This is a genomic window from Ideonella sp. P3_A4, assembly GCF_056403075.1.
Window position 1 is genome coordinate 1 of the sequence record NZ_JBFUGE010000109.1, and the last position, 15,453, is coordinate 15,453.

The 15,453-nt window shown below is 65.6% G+C and carries 14 protein-coding genes; 10 read left to right on the top strand and 4 right to left on the bottom strand.

Going from position 1 to position 15,453, the window contains the following annotated elements; all coding sequences use genetic code 11:
- The 3 genes from AC1DYI_RS12575 to AC1DYI_RS12585 form a co-directional block, all read right to left on the bottom strand.
- A partial coding sequence (locus AC1DYI_RS12575) for a lmo0937 family membrane protein (protein ID WP_477204465.1) occupies positions 1 to 138 on the bottom strand: 138 nt, incomplete at its 3' end.
- Positions 139 to 303: 165 nt separating this feature from the next.
- The gene (locus tag AC1DYI_RS12580; protein WP_477204453.1) at positions 304 to 1,209 is read right to left on the bottom strand and encodes an SMP-30/gluconolactonase/LRE family protein; all 906 of its coding nucleotides are present in this window, start codon (positions 1,207 to 1,209) and stop codon (positions 304 to 306) included.
- Between the two features lie 15 nt (positions 1,210 to 1,224).
- Positions 1,225 to 2,946 carry an IlvD/Edd family dehydratase gene (locus AC1DYI_RS12585; RefSeq protein WP_477204454.1) on the bottom strand — a complete coding sequence of 574 codons (1,722 nt, stop codon included), beginning with the start codon at positions 2,944 to 2,946 and terminating at the stop codon, positions 1,225 to 1,227.
- A 114-nt stretch (positions 2,947 to 3,060) separates the two neighbouring features.
- Here AC1DYI_RS12585 and AC1DYI_RS12590 point away from each other — a divergent pair, with 114 nt between their 5' ends.
- On the top strand, positions 3,061 to 3,843 hold the full coding sequence (locus tag AC1DYI_RS12590; RefSeq protein WP_477204455.1) for an SDR family NAD(P)-dependent oxidoreductase: 783 nt from the start codon (positions 3,061 to 3,063) through the stop codon (positions 3,841 to 3,843).
- Here the strand turns inward: AC1DYI_RS12590 and AC1DYI_RS12595 are convergent.
- Positions 3,840 to 4,811: a LysR family transcriptional regulator gene (locus AC1DYI_RS12595; RefSeq protein WP_477204456.1), complete on the bottom strand. Its 972-nt coding sequence runs from the start codon at positions 4,809 to 4,811 to the stop codon at positions 3,840 to 3,842. The two genes, AC1DYI_RS12590 and AC1DYI_RS12595, sit on opposite strands and share 4 nt — an antisense overlap.
- Positions 4,812 to 4,966: 155 nt before the next feature.
- Between AC1DYI_RS12595 and AC1DYI_RS12600 the strand changes: the two genes are divergently transcribed.
- The 9 genes from AC1DYI_RS12600 to AC1DYI_RS12640 form a co-directional block, all read left to right on the top strand.
- Complete coding sequence (locus AC1DYI_RS12600; protein ID WP_477204457.1) at positions 4,967 to 5,932, top strand: ABC transporter substrate-binding protein; 966 nt, start codon at positions 4,967 to 4,969, stop codon at positions 5,930 to 5,932.
- A 315-nt stretch (positions 5,933 to 6,247) separates the two neighbouring features.
- Positions 6,248 to 7,294, top strand: coding sequence for a multiple monosaccharide ABC transporter substrate-binding protein (gene chvE, locus AC1DYI_RS12605; RefSeq protein WP_477204466.1), 1,047 nt, complete (start codon positions 6,248 to 6,250; stop codon positions 7,292 to 7,294).
- A 43-nt stretch (positions 7,295 to 7,337) separates the two neighbouring features.
- Positions 7,338 to 8,879, top strand: coding sequence for a multiple monosaccharide ABC transporter ATP-binding protein (mmsA, locus tag AC1DYI_RS12610; protein ID WP_477204458.1), 1,542 nt, complete (start codon positions 7,338 to 7,340; stop codon positions 8,877 to 8,879).
- Positions 8,863 to 10,071, top strand: coding sequence for a multiple monosaccharide ABC transporter permease (mmsB, locus tag AC1DYI_RS12615; protein WP_477204459.1), 1,209 nt, complete (start codon positions 8,863 to 8,865; stop codon positions 10,069 to 10,071). Before mmsA ends, mmsB begins: the two co-directional genes overlap by 17 nt.
- Before the next feature lie 3 nt (positions 10,072 to 10,074).
- Positions 10,075 to 11,595, top strand: a complete 1,521-nt coding sequence (locus AC1DYI_RS12620; protein WP_477204460.1) for a sugar ABC transporter ATP-binding protein — start codon at positions 10,075 to 10,077, stop codon at positions 11,593 to 11,595.
- Positions 11,592 to 12,644, top strand: a complete 1,053-nt coding sequence (locus AC1DYI_RS12625) for an ABC transporter permease (RefSeq protein ID WP_477204461.1) — start codon at positions 11,592 to 11,594, stop codon at positions 12,642 to 12,644. Before AC1DYI_RS12620 ends, AC1DYI_RS12625 begins: the two co-directional genes overlap by 4 nt.
- Positions 12,645 to 12,658: 14 nt before the next feature.
- Complete coding sequence (gene yjfF / locus AC1DYI_RS12630; protein WP_477204462.1) at positions 12,659 to 13,672, top strand: galactofuranose ABC transporter, permease protein YjfF; 1,014 nt, start codon at positions 12,659 to 12,661, stop codon at positions 13,670 to 13,672.
- 124 nt (positions 13,673 to 13,796) lie between these two features.
- Entirely contained in the window at positions 13,797 to 14,987 is a 1,191-nt protein-coding gene (locus AC1DYI_RS12635) for a carbohydrate porin (protein WP_477204463.1), read from the top strand.
- A gap of 81 nt (positions 14,988 to 15,068) precedes the next feature.
- On the top strand, positions 15,069 to 15,453 hold a 385-nt coding region (locus AC1DYI_RS12640), incomplete at its 3' end, for a 2-dehydro-3-deoxygalactonokinase (RefSeq protein WP_477204464.1).

The window sequence follows — 15,453 nt, forward strand, 5'->3', positions numbered from 1 at the left end:
ACGGCCGGTGATGAGCTGGAACACCACGATGATGACTGCGGCCACCAGCAGCAGGTGCAGCAGCCCGCCCGCGGTGAAGGCGGTCAGCGACCCCAGGATCCAGAGAGCGACCAAGATTATGGCGATGGTGTACAGCACGGTGATCTCCTGCGTGTGTCGAACAATGCTGTCACCGTAGCTGCATTGCGCATCGGGGGCTGTCGGGCGCCGGCGTCAACGCGCGTAGGACCATGCCGCGCGAAGTTGCAAAGGCTCAGTGGACGCCACAGTGAGCGTCGCCACCCGCCGCGACGGGCGGGGTGATCAACCCGCGAAAAGATTCGCCGGACGACCGGTGACGCTGGTCTCCACCGCGAAGAGACCACCGGCCAGCGGCTGGGCCTGCAGCTGTGCGTCGCTCAACTCGAAGCGTGCGCTGGTGATGAACAGCGTGCGCAGGTCCGGCCCGCCGAATGCGACGTTGGTGATGTGGTCGGTCGGCAGCTTCACCCGCAGCAGTTCTTCCGCGCTGTCGGGGTCGTGGCAGGTCACGCAGGCGGCGCCCCAGTGCGCGATCCACAGCCGGCCGTCGGCGTCGGTGGTCATGCCGTCGGGGTAGCCGTCGCCTTTGGCGAAGCGCAGCCATGGCCGTTGCCCGCTCAACGTGCCGCTGCTTGGGTCGAAGTCGAAGGCGTGGATTTGCTGGTGCACGGTGTCGTTGAAGAACATCGTGCGCTGGTCGCGCGACCAGGTCGGGCCGTTGGTCACCGCGAAGCCAGCGTCGAAGACGCGGCTGCCCAGGCCGTTCGCGTCGAAGCGGTACAGGGCGCCGGTCGGCGCTCTGCAGCCGACGTCCATGCTGCCGGCCCAGAAGCGGCCTTGCGCGTCACACTTGCCGTCGTTGAAACGGTTGGCTTCGCGCTCGGGTTCGGGTTCATGCAGTCGCTGCAGCTCACCCGTCTCGGGGTCGAACAGCGCCAGCCCGCGGCGCAGCGTGATGGCCAGGCCCGGCTTGTTCGCGCGCTCGGCCACTGCGCTGATCGTTTCGTCGAAGGCCCAGCTGCTTTGCTCGCCATCGGCGAGGCGCCAGCGGTGCAGCCAGTGCCCGAGGATGTCGACCCAGTACAGCGCCTGCTCGCGCTCGGACCAGCAGGTGCCTTCGCCGAGTGTCGCGCCTGCGGGCCAGAGGCAGCGGGGTTCGGACAGCAGGGTCGGCGCGGGCAGGCTCATGGTCGATCGAAGAGGTCAGTGCGAATCTCTGGGCACCTCGGCGCCGCTGCCACCAACCAGGAAGTCGAGGTCAGCGCCCAGGTGGGCTTGCTGCACATGCTCGACGTACAGCTTGTACCAGCCGCGTTTCGGCACGTCCAGTGGCGCCCATTCTGCCTGGCGGCGTACCAAGTCTTTCTCGCTGACATCCAAATGCAGCCGACGAGCTGACACGTCCAACTCGATCATGTCGCCATCACGCACGAGTGCCAACGGTCCGCCAGCTGCTGCCTCGGGCGAGGCGTGCAGCACCACGGTGCCATACGCGGTGCCGCTCATACGGGCGTCCGAAATGCGGACCATGTCGGTGATGCCTTTGCGCAGCACCTTGGGCGGCAGCGGCATGTTGCCGACCTCGGCCATGCCGGGGTAGCCGCGTGGGCCGCAGTTCCTCAACACCATCACGCAGTTCTCGTCGACATCGAGCGCTTCGTCGTCGATGCGGGCGTGGAAGTCTTCGATGTTGTCGAACACCACCGCGCGGCCACGATGCCGCAGCAGGTGCGGCGATGCGGCCGACGGCTTGATCACCGCCCCATCCGGCGCCAGGTTGCCACGCAGCACGGCGATGCCGGCGGCCGGCTTGAACGGCTCCTCGAACGAGCGGATGACCTGCGGGTTCCAGCAGCGCGCCCCGTCGATGTTCTCGCCGATCGTCTGGCCGTTAGCGGTCAGTGCGTCGAGGTGCAGCAGATGCTTGATGCGGTTCATCACCACCGGCAAGCCGCCGGCGTAGAAGAAGTCTTCCATCAGGAAGCGGCCCGACGGCTGCAGGTCCAGCAGGCACGGAATCTCGGCGCCGAGCCGGTCCCAGTCCTGAAGGTTCAGCTCGACGCCCATGCGTCCGGCGACAGCCAGCAGGTGGATCACTGCGTTGGTCGAGCCGCCGATCGCCGCATTGGTGCGGATCGCGTTCTCGAAGGCCTGGCGGGTCAGGATCTTCGACATCCGAAGGTCCTGGTTGACCATTTCTACGATGCGGCGGCCGCTCAGCTGAGCCAGCCGGTGGCGCCGCGCATCGACCGCGGGGATCGCTGCGTTCTCGGGCAAGGCCATGCCCAGCGCTTCGACCATCGAGGCCATCGTCGACGCGGTGCCCATCGTCATGCAACTGCCCTTGGAGCGGTGCATGCAGCCTTCGGCCGCGGTGAAGTCTTGCGAAGTCATTTCCCCGGCGCGCACCATCTCGCTCATCTGCCAGACGCCAGTGCCCGAGCCGATGTCCTGGCCGCGGAACTTGCCGTTCAGCATTGGCCCGCCGGAGATGCCGATCGTCGGCAGGTCGCAGCTGGCCGCGCCCATCAGCAGCGCCGGTGTCGTCTTGTCGCAGCCCATCAGCAGCACCACGCCGTCGATCGGGTTGCCGCGGATCGACTCCTCGACGTCCATGCTGGCCAGGTTGCGAAACAGCATCGCCGTCGGCCGCAGCTGCGTCTCGCCGAGCGACATCACCGGGAACTCAAGTGGGAAGCCGCCGGCCTCGTAGACCCCGCGCTTGACGAACTCGGCCAACTCGCGAAAGTGGCCGTTGCAGGGCGTCAACTCGCTCCAGGTATTGCAAATGCCGATGATGGGCCGACCATCGAACAGGTCTTCCGGGTAGCCTTGACCCTTGAGCCAGCTTCGGTGCATGAAGCCGTCGCGATCCTGGCGGCCAAACCAGCCTTGACTGCGACGAAACGGCTTCTTGGGCGGCATTGATGTCTCCTGGGGGCTCTTGACGGGGCGCATGCTATCCCCGCACACTGATATAAGAAAAATAGAGAAATCAACCTGATATATATACAAATAGATATGTCGCCGAACCTTCCCATGCCGACTTCTTCTCTCGACCATTCCGCTCGTTTCCCCAGCCTTCAGCAGCGGAACGTTTTCATCACCGGGGGTGGCTCGGGCATCGGCGCCGCGATGGTCGAAGCGTTCGTCGCCCAAGGCGCGAGGGTCGCATTCGTCGACGTTGCGGAAGGCCCCAGCGCGGCGTTGGCCGAATCGCTGAAGGCTGCTGGACACCCGGCGCCATGGTGGCGCCGCTGCGATGTGCGCGACATCGCGGCCTTGCAAGCCGCCATTGCCGACGCGGCGACCGAGCTGGGCGATTTCGATGTGTTGGTGAACAACGTGGCCAGCGATGACCGCCACACGCTGGAATCGGTGACTGCCGACTACTGGGACCAGCGCATGGCGATCAACGAGCGGCCGGCTTTTTTTGCGATCCAGGCGGTGGTGCCGGGCATGAAGCGCAAGGGCGGCGGCTCGATCATCAACCTCGGATCCACCGGCTGGCAGACCAAGGCGAGCGAGTACCCCTGCTACGCGATCGCCAAGTCGTCGGTCAACGGGTTGACGCGTGGCTTGGCGGCCAGCCTCGGCAAGGATCGTATTCGTATCAACACCGTGTCGCCCGGCTGGGTGATGACCGAGCGGCAACTGAAGCTGTGGATGAACGCCGAGGGTGAGCAGGCGATTGCTCGCAACCAGTGCCTGCCGGACAGGCTTCAGCCGCACGACATTGCCGCGATGGTGCTGTTCCTCGCGGCCGACGAAGGTCGCATGTGCACCGCGCAGGAATTCGTCGTCGACGCCGGCTGGTCCTAGTCGATCCCCGTCATCTCGAGTTGCCTGCCGTAGATGGCCAACGCAGCACCTTTCAGCGCACGCAGCATCACTTTGGCGGCCGGTGACAACATCCGGTCGGTGCGGGTGATCAGGCCAAAGGCGTCCATCTTGCAGGGCAGCTGAATCGGTAGCAGCGCGACCATGCCATGCTCGGCGTAGTAGCGCGAGACATCGACAGCCGCAACGCCGAGCAGGTCGCTCTGCTGCAGCATCTTCGTCAGGAATAGCAGCGCGCTGGTTTCCACCAGGTTGGTCGGTGCGTCCAGCCCYTCCTCCTGGAACATCAACTCGAAGCGATGCCGCAAGACCGTTCCCTGGCCGGGAACGATCCACCCGCAGTCCACCAGGTCCCGCAATGAGAGCCGGGGATTGCTCAGCAGCGGGTGGCCCGGCCGCGCGATGGCTGCGACCGGCTCCTCGACCAGCGCCTCGTAGCGCAGGTCGCTCTTGTCGTGGCGCTCGAACAAGCGGCCGATGACCATGTCGAGCTTGCCCTGGGCCATGCGCTCCATCAGCACGTCGCTGGTTTCGATCTGCAGCGACACGCGCAGGCTCGGGTGCTCCTTCTTCACCTGCGCCACCGCCGGCGGCAGCAGCGTCATGCCGGGCGCGGTGATCGCACCGACGCTGACCTGGCCGAAGCGGCCGGCCTTCAAGGCTTCGATCTCGTCGTGTGCTTCCGACAGGCTGGCCAGCGCCATGCGCGCGTGGCGGATCATCGTTTCCCCGTACCAGGTCGGCCGCATGCCGCGCGGCAGCCGGTCGAACAGGCGAACGTCCAGCATCTCTTCCAGGTCCTTCAGCAGCTTGGACGCTGCGGGCTGCGTCATGTTCAGCACCTGCGACGCCCGGTTGATGTTGCCCTCGTCAGCGAGGGTGACGAGCAGCAGCAGTTGGCGCGTCTTCAGCCGGGCGCGGATGGACCAGTGGGTGGGGTTGGCAGACATATCCAAAATCCTATATGGATTGCCGTCAATAATCTATTAGAAAGTTATCGTTCAACTTCGTACCATCCGCGCCAAATGCGAGGGGCCCGCCGAAGGCCGCCGCGACAAGCGTTCCATTTTTCGAGCACGCACCACCGATGAAAGAGGAGACAAGCATGACCACCTCACGCCGCACCATCGTCACCACCCTGGCCGCCTCTGCGCTGGCCGCCGGCTTCCCCTTGAGCGCGCTGGCGCAGAAGAAGCTGGTCCTGGGCTTCTCGCAGATCGGCGCCGAAAGTGAATGGCGCACCGCCAACACCGAGTCGATCAAGTCGGCCGCCGCGGCCGCCGGGATCGAGCTGAAGTTCTCCGACGCGCAGCAGAAGCAGGAGAACCAGATCAAGGCCATCCGCTCGTTCATCGCGCAGAAGGTCGACGTGATCGCCTTCTCGCCGGTCGTCGAGTCGGGCTGGGAGCCGGTGCTGCGCGAGGCCAAGGCCGCGAAGATCCCGGTGATCCTGACCGACCGCGCGGTCAACGTGAAAGACGACTCGCTGTGGGTCGCCTTCATGGGCTCGGACTTCCTCGAAGAAGGCCGTCGCGCCGGCCGCTGGCTGGTCGAGAAGATGAAAGACACCAAGGGCGACGTCAACATCGTCGAGCTGCAAGGCACCGTCGGCTCGGCCCCGGCGATCGACCGCAAGAAGGGCTTCGAGGAAATCATCAAGGCCGACCCGAAGTTCAAGATCGTGCGCTCGCAGACCGGCGACTTCACCCGTGCCAAGGGCAAGGAGGTGATGGAAGCCTTCTTGAAGGCCGAGGRTAAGAAGATCAATGTGCTCTACGCGCACAACGACGACATGGCGATCGGCGCGATCCAGGCGATCGAAGAGGCCGGGCTGAAGCCGGCCAAGGACATCACCATCATCTCGATCGACRCGGTCAAGGGCGCCTTCGAGGCGATGATCGCCGGCAAGCTGAACGTCACCGTCGAGTGCAGCCCGCTGCTCGGCCCGCAGCTGATGTCGGCCGTGAAAGACCTGAAGGCCGGCAAGACGCTGCCCAAGCGCATCGTCACCGAGGAGTCGGTCTTCCCGATGGAAGTCGCCGCGAAAGAATTCCCGAACCGCAAGTACTGAGTTGGCCCCCAAGGGCTGAGCTTTGCTCAGCCCGCCCCCCGGAGGGGGATCAAGGTGCCCGGCAAAGCCGGTTCACCTTGAGGGCCCCCAAGGATTGAGCTTTGTTCAGCCCGCCCCAGCGGGGGGATCAAGGTGCTCGGCGAAGCCGGTTCACCTTGAGGGCCCCCAAGGATTGAGCTTTGTTCAGCCCGCCCCAGCGGGGGGATCAAGGTGCTCGGCAAAGCCGGTTCACCTTGAGCGCTCGACCGCAACAGATATCCGCTTGAAGACGGTCCTTTTCCCACAGGAGACATCGAAGTGAAGAAGTTTGCTCACATGCTGGCCGCAGGCGCGGTGGTGTTCGCCGCGCTGCTGCCCTCGGCTTTTGCGCAGGACAAGGGACCGGTCGGCATCTCGATGCCGACCAAGTCCTCGGCCCGCTGGATCGCCGATGGCGACAACATGGTCAAGTACTTCAAGGACGAGGGCTACAAGACCGACCTGCAGTACGCCGACGACGACATCCCGAACCAGCTGGCCCAGGTCGAGAACATGATCACCAAGGGCGCCAAGGTGCTGGTGATCGCGGCGATCGACGGCACCACCTTGTCCAACGCGCTGCAGAAGGCGGCCGACAAGGGCGTCAAGGTCATCGCCTACGACCGCCTGATCCGCGGCTCGAAGAACGTCGACTACTACGCCACCTTCGACAACTTCCAGGTCGGCGTGCTGCAGGCCGGCTCGATCGTCGACAAGCTCGGCCTGAAAGCGGGCAAGGGCCCGTTCAACATCGAGCTGTTCGGCGGCTCGCCCGACGACAACAACGCCTTCTTCTTCTACGACGGCGCGATGAGCGTGCTCAAGCCCTACATCGACTCGGGCAAGCTGGTCGTGCGCAGCAAGCAGATGGGCATGGACAAGGTCGGCACGCTGCGCTGGGACGGCGCGGTCGCCCAGGCCCGGATGGACAACCTGCTGTCGGCCTTCTACGGCAAAGAGAAGGTGCACGCCGTGCTGTCGCCGTACGACGGCCTGTCGATCGGCATCCTGTCGTCGCTGAAGGGCGTGGGCTACTGCACCGCGCAACAGCCTTGCCCGGTCGTCTCAGGTCAGGACGCCGAGGTGCCGTCGGTCAAGTCGATGCTGCGCAACGAGCAGAGCTCGACGGTGTTCAAGGACACGCGTGAACTGGCCAAGGTGACGGTTGGCATGGTTGATGCGATGCTGAGCGGCAAGGCGCCCGAGGTCAACGACACCAAGACCTACAACAATGGCGTCAAGGTCGTGCCTTCGTACCTGCTGAAGCCCATTTCGGTGGACACGAGCAACTGGAAGGCCGCCCTGGTCGACAGCGGCTACTACAAGGAAAGCCAGCTGCGTTGAACCTGACAGACTGAAGCAGTACCCGACGCCCACTCATCAGCCCATGAGCACGCTCTTGCAGATGCGCCACATCCGGAAGACCTTTCCGGGCGTGGTCGCACTCGACAACGTCAACCTGAGCGTGCGRGCGGGTGAGATTCACGCCGTCGTCGGCGAGAACGGGGCCGGCAAGTCGACGCTGATGAAGGTGCTGAGCGGTGTCTACCCGCACGGCTCGTACGAAGGCGAGATCCATTTCGACGGCGTCGAACGCCGCTTCGGTGGCATCGCCGACAGCGAGCACCTGGGCATCATCATCATCCACCAGGAGCTGGCGCTGGTGCCGCTGCTGTCGATCGCCGAGAACATCTTCCTCGGCAACGAGCCGGCGCGGCGCGGCGTGATCGACTGGACCGAAGCGCACCGCCGCTCGCGCGAGCTGTTGGCCAAGGTCGGCTTGAAAGAGCCGACCACCGCCTTGATCAGCGACCTGGGCGTCGGCAAGCAGCAGCTGGTCGAGATCGCCAAGGCGCTGGCCAAGCAGGTGCGGCTGCTGATCCTCGACGAGCCGACCGCGAGCCTGAACGAGACCGACAGCGATGCGCTGCTCGAGCTGCTGCTGGAGCTGAAGCGCCAGGGCATCGCCTGTATCCTGATCTCGCACAAGCTCAACGAGATCGCCAAGGTGGCCGATTCGATCACCGTGCTGCGCGACGGCTCGACAGTCGCCAGCATGGACTGCCGCGACGGCCCGCCGCAGCAGAACGTCATCATCAACCACATGGTCGGCCGCGAGATGGCCGACCGTTACCCGCGCCGCACGCCGAAGATCGGCGAGACGGTGTTCGAGCTGCGCAACTGGCGCGTGCACCACCCACAGCATGCCGAGCGCGAGGTCATCAAGGCGGTCAATCTGACAGTGCGGCGTGGCGAGATCGTCGGCATCGCCGGCCTGATGGGCGCCGGCCGCACCGAGCTGGCGATGAGCGTGTTCGGCCGTTCCTGGGGCCGGCGCATCAGCGGCCAGGCGCTGATGAACGGCCGCGAGATCGACGTCAGCACAGTACAGAAGGCGGTGGCCCACGGCATTGCCTATGTCACCGAAGACCGCAAGTCGCTTGGGCTGGTGATGGGCGACAGCATCGCCCGCAACACCTCGCTGGCCAACCTGCCCGGCGTGGCGCGCGCCGGAGTGATCGACGAAGGTCGCGAGTTCGCGGTCGCCACCGACTACCGGCGCAAGCTCGCCACCCGTTGCTCGGGCGTGCAACAACAGGTGCTGAACCTGTCGGGCGGCAACCAGCAGAAGGTGGTGCTGGCCAAGTGGCTGTTCGCCAACCCGACGCTGCTGATCCTCGACGAGCCGACGCGCGGCATCGACGTCGGTGCCAAGTTCGAGATCTACAGCCTGATCGCCCAGCTGGCCGAAGAAGGCCGCTCCATCCTGGTGATCTCTTCGGAGATGCCCGAGCTGCTGGGCCTGTGCGACCGCATCTACGTGATGAACGAAGGCGAGTTCGTCGCCGAGTTCGATGCGGCCGAGGCCTCGCAGCAGAAGATCATGCATGCCATCGTGAATGCCGGAACCCATGAGTTCAGTGTCTGAAACCGAACCCGGTGTGCGCACCGGATCCCCCTCGTCACCATCGGCTGCGCGCTTCCTGAAGCAGAACCTGCGCGAGTACGGCATGTTGCTGTCGCTGATCGCGATCATGGTCTTCTTCCAGGTCATGACCGAAGGCACGCTGCTGCAGCCGCTGAACCTGACCAACCTGGTGCTGCAGAACAGCTACATCGTCATCATGGCGCTGGGCATGCTGCTGGTCATCGTGTCCGGCCACATCGACCTGTCGGTCGGCTCGGTCTGCGGCTTCATCGGTGCGCTGGCCGCGGTGCTGATGGTCGAATTCAACTGGCACTTTCTGCCCGCGGCGCTGGTCTGCCTGGTGGCCGGCGGCATCATCGGCGCGGCGCAGGGCTGGTTCGTCGCCTACTTCAAGATCCCGTCGTTCATCGTCACGCTGGCCGGCATGCTGGTCTTCAAGGGCCTGGCGCTGGCGCTGCTGAAAGGCCAGTCGGTCGGGCCGTTCCCTGAAGAGTTCCAGAAGCTCAGCTCCGGCTTCATCCCGGATCTGCTGGACGGCAGCGAGTTGCGATGGACTTCGCTGCTGCTCGGCGTGGGTGTGGCCCTGGCGATGGTGGCGGTGGCGTGGCGCGAGCGCGGCCAGCATCGGCTGCATGGCATGGATGTGGAGCCCACCGTGCTGTTCGCCGCACGCAACGCGGCCTTCGCCGCCATCCTGGTCGCATTGAGCTGGCTGTTGGCTTCGTACAAAGGCCTGCCGAACGTGCTGATCATCATGTTCGTGCTGATGGTGGCCTACGAGTTCRTCACCAGCCGTACCACCATCGGCCGCCGCATCTATGCACTCGGTGGCAACGAGAAGGCGGCGCGGCTGTCGGGCATCAAGACCGAGCGCTTGGCTTTTCTCACCTTCGTCAACATGGGCGTGCTGGCTGCGCTGGCGGGGCTGGTGTTCGCGGCCCGCCTGAACACCGCCACGCCGAAGGCCGGCCTCGGTTTCGAGCTGGACGTGATCGCGGCCTGCTTCATTGGCGGCGCATCGGCCTCGGGCGGCGTCGGCCGCGTGATGGGTGCTGTCATCGGCGCCTTCGTGATGGGCGTGATGAACAACGGCATGTCCATTCTCGGAATTGGCATCGACTACCAGCAGGTCATCAAGGGCCTGGTGCTGCTGGCGGCCGTTTGCGTCGACGTCTACAACAAGAACAAGTAGGCGATGGACGCGGCCGGCACCCCCGTGCTCGAACTGAGCGGCGTCAGCAAACGCTTTGCCGGCGTGCAGGCGCTGCGCGACGTCGCGTTGAGCTTGCGTGCCGGTGAGGTGCATGCGCTGATGGGCCAGAACGGCGCGGGCAAGTCGACGCTGATCAAGGTGTTGACGGGCGTCTACACCGCGGATGCTGGCGAGATGCGACTGGGTGGTGAATCGATCCGCCCCGCATCACCGCTCGAAGCCCAGGCCATCGGCCTGTCGACCGTCTACCAGGAGGTCAACCTCTGCACCAACCTGTCGGTGACTGAGAACATATTTGCCGGGCGCTTCCCGCGTCATGGTGTGGCCGGTGGGTGGCGCATCGACTGGAAGAAAGTGCATGCCGACGCGCAGGCCTTGCTGGCACGGTTGAACCTGCAGATCGACGTGACGCGTTTGCTTGGCAGCTACCCGGTGGCGGTGCAGCAGATGGTGGCGATTGCCCGTGCGCTGCATGGCAAGTCCAAAGTTCTGATCCTCGACGAACCGACGTCCAGCCTCGATGGCGACGAGGTCGCGCGCCTGTTCGCACTGCTTCGGCAGCTGCGCAGCGAAGGCCTCGCGATCTTGTTCGTCACGCACTTCCTCGACGAGGTCTACGAGATTTCAGACCGCATCACCGTGCTGCGCAACGGTGAGTTCGTCGGTGAGTACCTGACGAGTGAATTGAACGCACCGGCGCTGATCGCCGCGATGATCGGCCGCGAGTTCCACGCCAGCACGGCCGCACCGGTGGATGCCGAAGCGGCCGCCAAGCGCGAGCCGCTGCTGCAGGCCCGAGGCCTGGCGCGGCGCGGCGCGGTCGAGCCGATGGACATCGAGCTGCGCGTTGGCGAGGTGCTGGGCCTGGCCGGGTTGCTGGGCTCGGGCCGCACTGAGCTGGCCAGGCTGCTGTTCGGCATGGACAAGGCCGATGCGGGTGAGCTGCGCCTGCGCGGTGAGCTGTTGAAGCTGGCTACGCCGACACAGGCAGTGCGCCATGGTCTGGCGATGTGCCCGGAAGAACGCAAGGCCGAGGGCATCGTCGCCGACCTGTCGATCCGCGAGAACATCGCGCTGGCGCTGCAGGCGCGGCTGGGCGTGTGGCGTTGCATCAGCCCGCAGAAGCAGCAGGCGCTGGCCGAGCGTTTCATCCAGCAGCTGGGCATCAAGGCGTCGGACGCCGACATGCCGATCGGTCAACTGTCGGGCGGCAACCAGCAGAAGGCCTTGCTGGCGCGTTGGCTGGCCACCGAGCCGGCTCTGCTGATCCTGGACGAGCCGACGCGCGGTATCGACGTGGCCGCCAAGCAAGACATCATGGATCAGATCCGGGCGCTGGCCGCCAAGGGCCTGTCGGTGCTGTTCATCTCGTCCGAGCTGGACGAGGTCGCGCGGCTGTCCGACCGCGTGCTGGTGATGCGCGAGCGGCGCAAGGCGGGTGAGTTGCCTGGCGGTAGCAGTGAGTCGGCGATCTGCGCGCTGATCGCGGGGGCCGCGGCATGATGAAGAAGCTGATGGCGCATCGCCTGTTTTGGCCGCTCGTCACGCTGCTGCTGATGCTGGCCGTCAACGCCAGCTTCAACCCCGGTTTCTGGCAGCTGCGCTGGCGCGACGGCCACCTTTACGGCAGCGTGATCGACATCCTGAACCGCGCCGCGCCGCTGGCCATCGTCTCGCTCGGCATGACGCTGGTGATTGCGACACGCGGCATCGACATCTCGGTCGGCGCGGTGGTCGCGATCAGTGCCGCGGTCGCGGCCTGGATGATCGGCGGTCAGCTGGTGATGCAGGACGGCGTGCAGGTTTACGCCAGCCGCTTCCCGATGGGGCTGGCGTTGGCCTGCGCGCTTGGCGTCGCGCTGCTGGCGGGGCTGTGGAACGGCCTGCTGGTCGCCGGCGTCGGCATCCAGCCGATCATCGCGACGCTGATCCTGATGGTGGCTGGGCGCGGCATCGCGCAGCTGGTCACCGAAGGCCAGATCATCACCGTCTACTACCCGCCGTTTTTCTTCATCGGCGGTGGCTTCCTGTTCGGTTTGCCGTTCTCGTTGTTCATCGTCGGCGCGCTGTGGCTGTTGCTGCAGCAGACCTTGTCGCGCACCGCGCTGGGCCTGTTCATCCAGGCGATCGGCATCAACCCGGCGGCCGCGCGCATGGCTGGTGTCCGCCAGCGGCTAATCACCGTCTGTGTCTATGGCTTCTGTGGCTTGGCCGCGGGCGTGGCCGGGCTGCTGCTCAGCTCGAATGTCAAGAGCGCCGACGGCAACAACGCCGGGCTGTTGATGGAGCTGGACGCGATCCTCGCGGTCACGCTGGGCGGCACCTTGTTGACCGGCGGCCGCTTCAGCCTGGCCGGCAGCGTGATCGGCGCGTTGGTGATCCAGACGCTGACCTCGACGATCTACTCGATCGGCGTGCCGCCCGAAGTGAATCTGGTCGTCAAGGCTGCGGTGGTCTTCGTCGTGATGCTGCTGCAGTCGCCCGAGTTTCGGCGTCAGGCGCACCGTTTGGTGTTCCGCCCCGCGCCAAGCCCGTTGGGGGCGGCATCATGACGCCTGCGAAGACCATGGCCATGCCACCCACCCCTGCCGCACCCACCCGGCCGACCGCACGCGGTCTCAGCGCCGCCCAGTGGCCGCTCGCGCTGACGGTGATGCTGTTCGCAGCGATGGCCGCGTATGGCTCGTTCGCCTACGAAGGCTTCTTCTCGGCGCAGGTCTTCTTGAACCTGCTGATCGACAACGCCTTCCTCGCGATCGTCGCGGTCGGCATGACCTTCGTGATCCTGTCCGGCGGCATCGACCTGTCGGTCGGCTCGTTGATCGCGCTGACGACGATGGTGCTGGCCACGCTGGTCGAGCGCCATGGTTGGACGGCCGTCGGCGCCATTCCAGCGGTGCTGTTGCTGGGCACGCTGTTCGGCGCCTTCCAGGGCCTGCTGATCCAGCGCTTCCGGCTGCAGCCTTTCATCGTCACGCTGGCCGGCATGTTTCTCGCGCGGGGGCTGTGCTACCTGATCAGCATCGACTCGATCAGCATCGGCAACGAAGGCTTCTCAGAGCTGGCGCAACAGCGCTTCGAGCTGTGGGAAGGCGCTTCGCTGTCGGTCGGTGCCTTGATCGCGTTGGTGGTGGTCGCGGTTGGTATCTACCTGGCGCATGGCACCGCGTTCGGCCGCACGGTCTATGCGATCGGCGGCAACGAGCAGTCGGCGCTGTTRATGGGCTTGCCCGTCGCGCGCACCACGGTGTTGGTCTACGCGCTGAGCGGCTTCTGCTCGGCGCTGGCCGGCGTGGTGTTCGCGTTCTACATGCTGTCGGGTTATGGCCTGCACGCGATGGGGCTGGAGCTGGACACCATCGCCGCCGTGGTCATCGGTGGCACCTTGTTGACCGGCGGTGTCGGCTACGTCGCCGGCACCTTGTTCGGTGTGCTCATCCTCGGCGTGATCCAGACGCTGATCAGCTTCGACGGCACCTTGAGTTCCTGGTGGACACGCATCGTCATCGGTGCGCTGCTGTTCGCCTTCTGCGTGCTGCAACGCCTGTTCGAAGCCGGCCGCGGCCGCGCGCCGCCATGACCGGCCCGCCAGCGGGCTAGACCCGCCCCACCCGTTCACTGACCTGGCTGATGCGAGGGATTTTCCCTGCGCAGGGCGACGCTTGCCTGCGCGCTTTTGACAACCCCAAGACGGAGACAACACGATGACCCGATTCAATCTTTTGCCGCGCGCCGCACTTTCGGCCACGGCCTGCGCCGCGGCGCTGCTGTGCGCCCCGGCGGCCCAGGCGTTCGACTACAGCGGCTACTTCCGCGCCGGCCCCGGTGCCACATCGGAGAAGGGCGTTTCGCGCGCCTGCTATGGCTTGTCGTGGCCCGGCCTGAAATACCGCCTCGGCAACGAGTGCGACATGTACGGCGAGTTCACGCTGGGCCACGACGTGAAGGTCGAAGGCATCGACGTGCGCGGCGTGCTGATGACCAACTTCTACAACCCCGCCACCGACTCCGGCGACGCCAAGCTCGGCATCGAGCAGATGTACGCCGAGATCAAGGGCGTCGATGTTGCGCCGACGACCGTGTTCTGGATCGGCAAGGAGCGCGGCCGCCGCGGTGACGTGCACATCGTCGACACCTTCTTCACCGAGATGAAGGGTGTCGGCGCTGGCGCAAAGGAGATCGGCGCCGGCCCGGGCAAGCTGGGCGTCGCGTACTACAAGACCGACGGCGACGAGGTCAATGCCGGCAATCGCCTGAACGCCGAGTTCTACGACTGGGGCGTCAACCCCGGTGGCAAGCTGAGCTTGGTCGGCACGCTGACCAAGGCGACCGAAGGTGCCAAGGGCGCTGCACTGTCCGTGCGCCATGTGCAAGACGGTTTCCTCGGCGGTGCCAACAGCTTCTGGCTGCAGTATGCGCAAGGCACCAGCTCGCTGAACAGCAACTTCGGCGACCTGCTGGCCGACAGCCGCACCAAGGCCTGGCGCATGGTCGAAAGCTTCCACTGGCAGCAGGGTGCATTCGGCGGCCAAGCGATCGCACTGTGGTCGCAGCAGCGCGCACCGGACGCGGTGACCGGCGACAGCAGCACGACGACCTCGATGTCGCTCGGCGGTCGCGTGTCGTACGCAGTCACGAAGAACTTCAAGCTGCTCGGCGAACTGGGGCTGTCGCAGGTCAAGCCCGAAGGCCAGAGCGCGCAGAAGCTGACCAAGTTCACCTTCGCGCCGACGCTGGCGACGGGCCCCGGCTTCTGGAACCGGCCCGAACTGCGCTTGTATGTGACGCACGCCAAGTGGAGCGGAGTCAACGGTGCGGTGGTCACCGGCGAGAGCGCGTTCGACGGCAAGGAGTCGGGCACCAGCTACGGCGCGCAGGTCGAGATCTGGTTCTGACCTTTGTGGAGAAGCGGGCGGTTTGACAAGCCGCGCGCTTGCCGCCAACGTCGCTGCAATGCTTCACCACGTTCATTGACCATGCCACCAGCCTTCATCGGAATCGATTGGGGAACCACCCACCGCCGCGCCTGCCTCCTGACGAGCGATGGTGAGTTGCTTGCGCAGCAGCACGACGACCAGGGCGCGCTGGCCTGCGCCGGCCGCTTCGGTGAGTCACTGCAGGCTCTGCTGGCGCAGTGGCCCGAGGCCGGCGATGACGTGCCGGTGGTGATGGCCGGCATGGTCGGCTCGGCGCTGGGCTGGCAAGAGGTGCCCTATGTCGATGCGGCAACGTCGTTGCGCCGGCTGGGGGCACGACTGGCCCCCGTGCGTGATGCGCCCGCCGGCCGCCGCTGGGCCATCGTGCCCGGCGTCTGCTGGCGTGGCGAGCACGGCAGCGTCGACGTGATGCTCGGCGAAGAAA

What these genes read in the sequence shown, in the direction of transcription:
- AC1DYI_RS12590 (WP_477204455.1), top strand. Translation starts at nt 3,061, where the DNA reads ATGCCGACTTCTTCTCTCGACCATTCCGCTCGTTTCCCCAGCCTTCAG.
- chvE (WP_477204466.1), top strand. Translation starts at nt 6,248, where the DNA reads ATGCTGGCCGCAGGCGCGGTGGTGTTCGCCGCGCTGCTGCCCTCGGCT.
- AC1DYI_RS12635 (WP_477204463.1), top strand. Translation starts at nt 13,797, where the DNA reads ATGACCCGATTCAATCTTTTGCCGCGCGCCGCACTTTCGGCCACGGCC.
- AC1DYI_RS12620 (WP_477204460.1), top strand. Translation starts at nt 10,075, where the DNA reads ATGGACGCGGCCGGCACCCCCGTGCTCGAACTGAGCGGCGTCAGCAAA.
- AC1DYI_RS12625 (WP_477204461.1), top strand. Translation starts at nt 11,592, where the DNA reads ATGATGAAGAAGCTGATGGCGCATCGCCTGTTTTGGCCGCTCGTCACG.
- AC1DYI_RS12580 (WP_477204453.1), bottom strand. Translation starts at nt 1,209, where the DNA reads ATGAGCCTGCCCGCGCCGACCCTGCTGTCCGAACCCCGCTGCCTCTGG.
- AC1DYI_RS12585 (WP_477204454.1), bottom strand. Translation starts at nt 2,946, where the DNA reads ATGCCGCCCAAGAAGCCGTTTCGTCGCAGTCAAGGCTGGTTTGGCCGC.